This is a genomic window from Streptomyces hirsutus (genome assembly GCF_001418415.1).
Taxonomy (GTDB): domain Bacteria; phylum Actinomycetota; class Actinomycetes; order Streptomycetales; family Streptomycetaceae; genus Streptomyces; species Streptomyces hirsutus.
The window spans coordinates 1-4,703 of sequence record NZ_LIQT01000615.1; the positions used below are offsets into that span (position 1 = coordinate 1).

The 4,703-nt window shown below is 73.0% G+C and carries 4 protein-coding genes; all 4 read left to right on the forward strand.

All coding sequences use genetic code 11. The features are described from left to right. Positions 1-67 precede the first annotated feature (67 nt). A complete protein-coding gene (locus tag AOK11_RS35895; protein ID WP_055597828.1) occupies positions 68-895 on the forward strand; it encodes a MetQ/NlpA family ABC transporter substrate-binding protein in 828 nt (275 codons plus the stop codon). Positions 896-1,115: 220 nt separating this feature from the next. Next, positions 1,116-1,757 carry a GNAT family N-acetyltransferase gene (locus tag AOK11_RS35900; protein ID WP_055597829.1) on the forward strand — a complete coding sequence of 214 codons (642 nt, stop codon included), beginning with the start codon at positions 1,116-1,118 and terminating at the stop codon, positions 1,755-1,757. A 155-nt stretch (positions 1,758-1,912) separates the two neighbouring features. Next, positions 1,913-3,121, forward strand: coding sequence for a precorrin-6y C5,15-methyltransferase (decarboxylating) subunit CbiE (cbiE, locus tag AOK11_RS35905; protein WP_055597830.1), 1,209 nt, complete (start codon positions 1,913-1,915; stop codon positions 3,119-3,121). 381 nt (positions 3,122-3,502) lie between these two features. After that, the coding region (locus tag AOK11_RS45830) for a DNA polymerase III subunit gamma/tau domain-containing protein (RefSeq protein ID WP_478501597.1) at positions 3,503-4,703 on the forward strand (1,201 nt) is incomplete at its 3' end.

Consider the following 4,703-nt stretch of genomic DNA (forward strand, 5'->3'; position numbering starts at 1 on the left):
CACTTCCCCGAAGGCCCCGCACCACCCCGAGTCGGGGCCGTACCACCCTGAAGGAAAGGCACTTTTCGTGCGTAACACCGTCAAGATCACCACCGCCGTCCTCGCCGCCGGAGCCCTCACCCTCGGCCTCACCGCCTGCGGTTCGGAGAAGGAGTCCGGGTCCGACGCCTCCGGCCCGCTGACCGTCGCCGCGAGCCCCGTGCCGCACGCCGAGATCCTCAACTTCGTCAAGGACAACCTGGCGGAGAAGGCCGGGCTCGACCTGGAGGTCAAGGAGGTCACCGACTACGTCACGCCGAACACCTCCACGGAGGACGGCTCGGTGGACGCCAACTACTTCCAGACCCAGGCGTACCTCGACGACTTCAACAAGAAGAACGGCACGCACATCGTGCCCGCCGGCGACGTGCACCTGGAGCCGCTCGGTCTCTACTCCGAGAAGGTCAAGGAGGCCGACGAGCTGAAGAGCGGTGCGACCATCGCCATCCCCAACGACACCATCAACGAGGGACGCGCACTGCAGCTGCTCGCCGCCAACAAGATCATCACGATCAAGGAAGGCGTCGGCTTCGAGGCGACCCCGTCGGACATCACCGGGAACCCGAAGAAGCTCAAGTTCAAGGAGCTGGAGGCGGCCCAGACGCCGCGCGCCCTGGCCGACGTCGACGCCGCGGTCGTCAACGGCAACTACGCCATCGGGGCCGACCTCAAGCCGGCCGAGGACGCCCTCGTCCTCGAGGCCGCCGAGGGCAACCCGCACGCCAACTTCCTCGCCGTCAAGGAGGGCAACGAGGACGACCCGCGCGTGAAGAAGCTCGCCGAGCTGCTCACCTCCGACGAGGTCAAGAAGTTCATCGACGACAAGTACGCCGGCTCGGTCGTCGCCGCCTTCTGATCCGCCGTCCGGTCCGGGCGACGCGCACCACCGGCACAGGGCACACGGCCGGTCGCACGAGGGGGCGCACAGCCGCCCGCACCGCGCCCGGCACCCGTCCGGCACTCTCGGGGTCCACTCCGGTACACGGAGTGGACCCCGTGGTGCGGTCCGGTGCTTTCATGCTGCATGCTGGGCAGTTCAGCGGTATCCGACGGTCACGAAGGTTACGGAGCGGCGCATGACGAGCAGCACCTTCCCCAACATCTCCATCAGCACGGAGCGGTTGGTGCTGCGTCCCCTCGACGCGGACGACGTCCCCCCTCTGACCGAGATGATGAACGACGAGCAGGTCGCCGCCTGGACCGACGTCCCCCAGCCCTTCACCGAGCAGGCCGCCCGCACCTGGATCACCGAGCACGCCCCCGCCGAACGCGCGGCCGGACGCGGACTGGACCTCGCCGTCACCGAGTTCCTCACCCAGCGCCTGGTGGGCGTCATCCAGCTCACCAAGACCAACTGGCACATCCGGTCCACCGAACTCTCGTACATCGTCGCCCCCTGGGCGCGCGGCGAGGGCTACGCCTCCGAGGCCGCCATGGCCACGGCCCAGTGGCTCTTCGGCGACCAGAAGCTGGAACGCGTCGAGCTGCGCACGGCCGCCGACAACACCGCCTCGCAGCAGGTCGCCCAGAAGATCGGCTGCATCAGCGAGGGCGTCCTGCGCAACGCCTGCATAGCCCACGTCCGCGGTGACGACGGCGTCTGGACGGACGTACGCACCGACTTCATCGTGTGGAGCCTGCTGCCGGAGGACCTCGAGGGATCGGCCGAACAACTGGCCGACACCGGACAGTTCACCGCCTTCACCGACTGGAGCTGAACCCCGTCCGGAATCCTCCCGGACGGGTGGCCGGTGGCGGGTCGCCCCGGTTCACGACCGTACCGGGTACTCTCACCAAGCCCGCCCGCGGGCGGAGCGGCCGACCGCACCCCGCACACCCAAGACGCCCCGCGCACACCAGGAGACTGACAACGATGGCCGACCGGGTCACGGTGATCGGCTGGGACGGTTCGCCGCTGACCGCAGCGGCCCGCGCCGCACTGGGCGCCGCCACCCTGGTGGCAGGCGCCGCGCACCACCTGGAACTTCCCGAGGTGCCCGCCGGTGCCGAGCGCATCCGGCTCGGCAGTGTCGCCCTGGCCGCCCGCCGGGTCGCCGGCCACCGCGGCACGGCGGTGGTCCTCGCCGACGGCGACCCGGGCTTCTTCGGCGTCGTCAGGACCCTGCGCGCACCCGAGTTCGGCCTGGAGGTCGAGGTCGTCCCCGCGGTCTCCTCCGTTGCCGCCGCCTTCGCCCGAGCCGGCATGCCCTGGGACGACGCACACGTGGTGGTCGCACATCCCCGAACCCTGCGACGCGCGGTGAACGTATGCCGGGCCCACACCAAAGTGGCGGTTCTTACGTCTCCCGGCGCCGGCCCGGCCGAACTGGGCCTGCTCATGGAGGGCGTCCACCGCACCTTCGTCATCTGCGAGGAACTCGGCACCGCGCGCGAGCAGGTCAGCGTCGTCACCTCCGACAGGGCAGCCGACCACACCTGGCGCGACCCGAACGTCGTCATCGTCGCCGGCGGCCAGGCCACCACCACGTCCGGCGGCTGGATCGCCGGGCGCGACCCCGCCGCCGGCCCGCGTGGCTGGACGCTGCCGGCCGACGCCTACGGCGGCGGCCTCGGCGAGGGCGAACGGGAGCCGCTGCGCGTCTCCCAGCTCGCCCGGCTCGGCCCCAGACTCGGCGACCTCGTGTGGGACATCGGCTGCGGAAGCGGTGCCTTCGCCGTCGAGGCGGCGCGGGCCGGCGCCGCGGTCATCGCCGTCGACAGCGACCCGCGGGCCTGCGCGCGCACCGACTCCACCGCCCGCCGTCACGGCGTCCAGCTCCAGGTCGTGCACGGCACCGCCCCGCAGGTGCTGGAGGACCTCCCCGAACCGGACGTCGTCCGCGTCGGCGGCGGGGGAGCGGCCGTGGTCCTGGCGGTGGCCGACCGCCGCCCGCAGCGCATCGTCACGCACGCCGCCACCCGCGACGCGGCCGAGCGGATCGGCCGGGAACTGACCGAGCACGGCTACCGGGTCGAGTGCGCCCTCCTGCAGTCCGTCGAGCTCGACACCAAGGCCTGGACGGAGACCGAACGGAGCGTCGCGTTCCTGCTCAGCGGCGTGCTGCCGACGCGTACCACCTGAGCGCGCCGCCCTGTTCCGATGCCGTCCCCGCGGGCGGGTTGTCGTATCGCGCGCGGTAGGCTGGCCGATCGTTGTACCGCAACTCGGACGCCCGCCGACTCGTCGGCCGATGTCCCGAAAACACGCCCGTTCCGAGGTGTGTGTGGTACGGCACAAGCCAAGGACGCGCAACGTGGCGCAGTCCACAGCGGAACCGTCGCGGATCAAGCTGACGCGGCGGTCGTACGGCAGCGACAATGCCTGTGAATGGCTTTGTCGCCTTTTAGGGAAGGCCGTTCGTACCGCTGGGGACGCACGCTCGTTCTTCAGTGTGGAGCGGTCGGGTGCGCCGTTCCGGGTGAGCTGGTCGTAGGAGCACTAACCGATGGGCGAGGGGTACGCATGACCGACACCGGCCAGGTCCCGGGCGAGGGACAGCCGGAGAACGCAGGCATGGTGGAGCAGCCGGGCGTCCCCGCGCCCGACTCGTACACCTACCTCTCCGAGAGTTCCGCCGAGGACGAAGACCTGCTGCTGCCGGGCGCCCAGGGCGCCTGGGGCAACGAGGTCGCCCCACCCGCGCCGGAGCCGGTCGTCGAGACCGTGCACGAGCCGGGACCGCACGAGACGTCCGGCCGGGACACCGGGTCGGTCGACCTCGGTGGCGTCCGCCTGCCCGATCCCGGGCAGAAGCAGGCGCCCGGTCCCGCGGTCACGCACGGGTCGCAGGCGCCGGCCGCGCCGCGCCGGCCGCTGCACCTCGGCCCGCCCATTCCCAGCACCACCGCCGGCCCGGTCCGCTCCCTTGCCGACCGCGGCCCCGCCGACGTGCCGGTGCGCCAGGCAGGCCTGCCGTCCGCCGGCCCCGAGTACCTCGACGTGCCGCGCACCCGGGAAGCGGTCCCGCAGGCGGCGCATCCCTGGGGCGCCCATGCGGCGGTGGGTGCGACCGCCCAAGCGGAAACGGTTGTTCCGTCTCAGCGGTCCCTGGGGGCCGCCCAGGCGCTGGTCGCCCGCGTCGCGACGGAGGCGGGCGCCGGTCAGCCGCAGGACGCGCCGCAGGCCGCCGCGGCCGCGGCGGACCGGCAGAGCACCCCGGGCGCACCGGTCGCGGACGCCGTTCCCGCGCCGGGTCCGGAGGGGGCTCCGGGTCCGGAGGGCCTTGCGGGGTCCGAGGGCTCTTCCGTACCGACGGCCGAGGCGACCGGACCCGAGGCGGGTTCGAGCACGGAACCGGGTTCGGCCGTCGGTGCGACCGCCGGGCTGCCCGGGAGCCCCGGGTACGCAGCCGGTCCCGCCGCGGACGCCGTACCGTCCCCCGTCCCGGACGCGGGTCAGGATGCGGGTCAGGGCGCCGAGCCCGTACCGGCACCGGCTGCCGGGGAGCAGGTGCCGGCGCCCGAGGCGGACGCCGCCCCCGTCGCCGCCGTGGCGCCGGACTCTCCGGTCCAGGAGGCCGTGGCCGCCCAGGCGCCGGAGGACGTCACCGTCGCCGCCGGCGGAACCGAGGCCCTCTCCGCGGTGACCCACGAGCCCCAGGGACCGTTCACCGGCCCGGCAGCCCCGCAGGCGAGCGCCACCGCCGCCCAGGACGACGGCGATG

Bases quoted from the DNA above. Each gene is read 5' to 3' on its own strand.
- AOK11_RS35900 (WP_055597829.1), top strand. From the start codon at position 1,116: ATGACGAGCAGCACCTTCCCCAACATCTCCATCAGCACGGAGCGGTTG.
- cbiE (WP_055597830.1), top strand. From the start codon at position 1,913: ATGGCCGACCGGGTCACGGTGATCGGCTGGGACGGTTCGCCGCTGACC.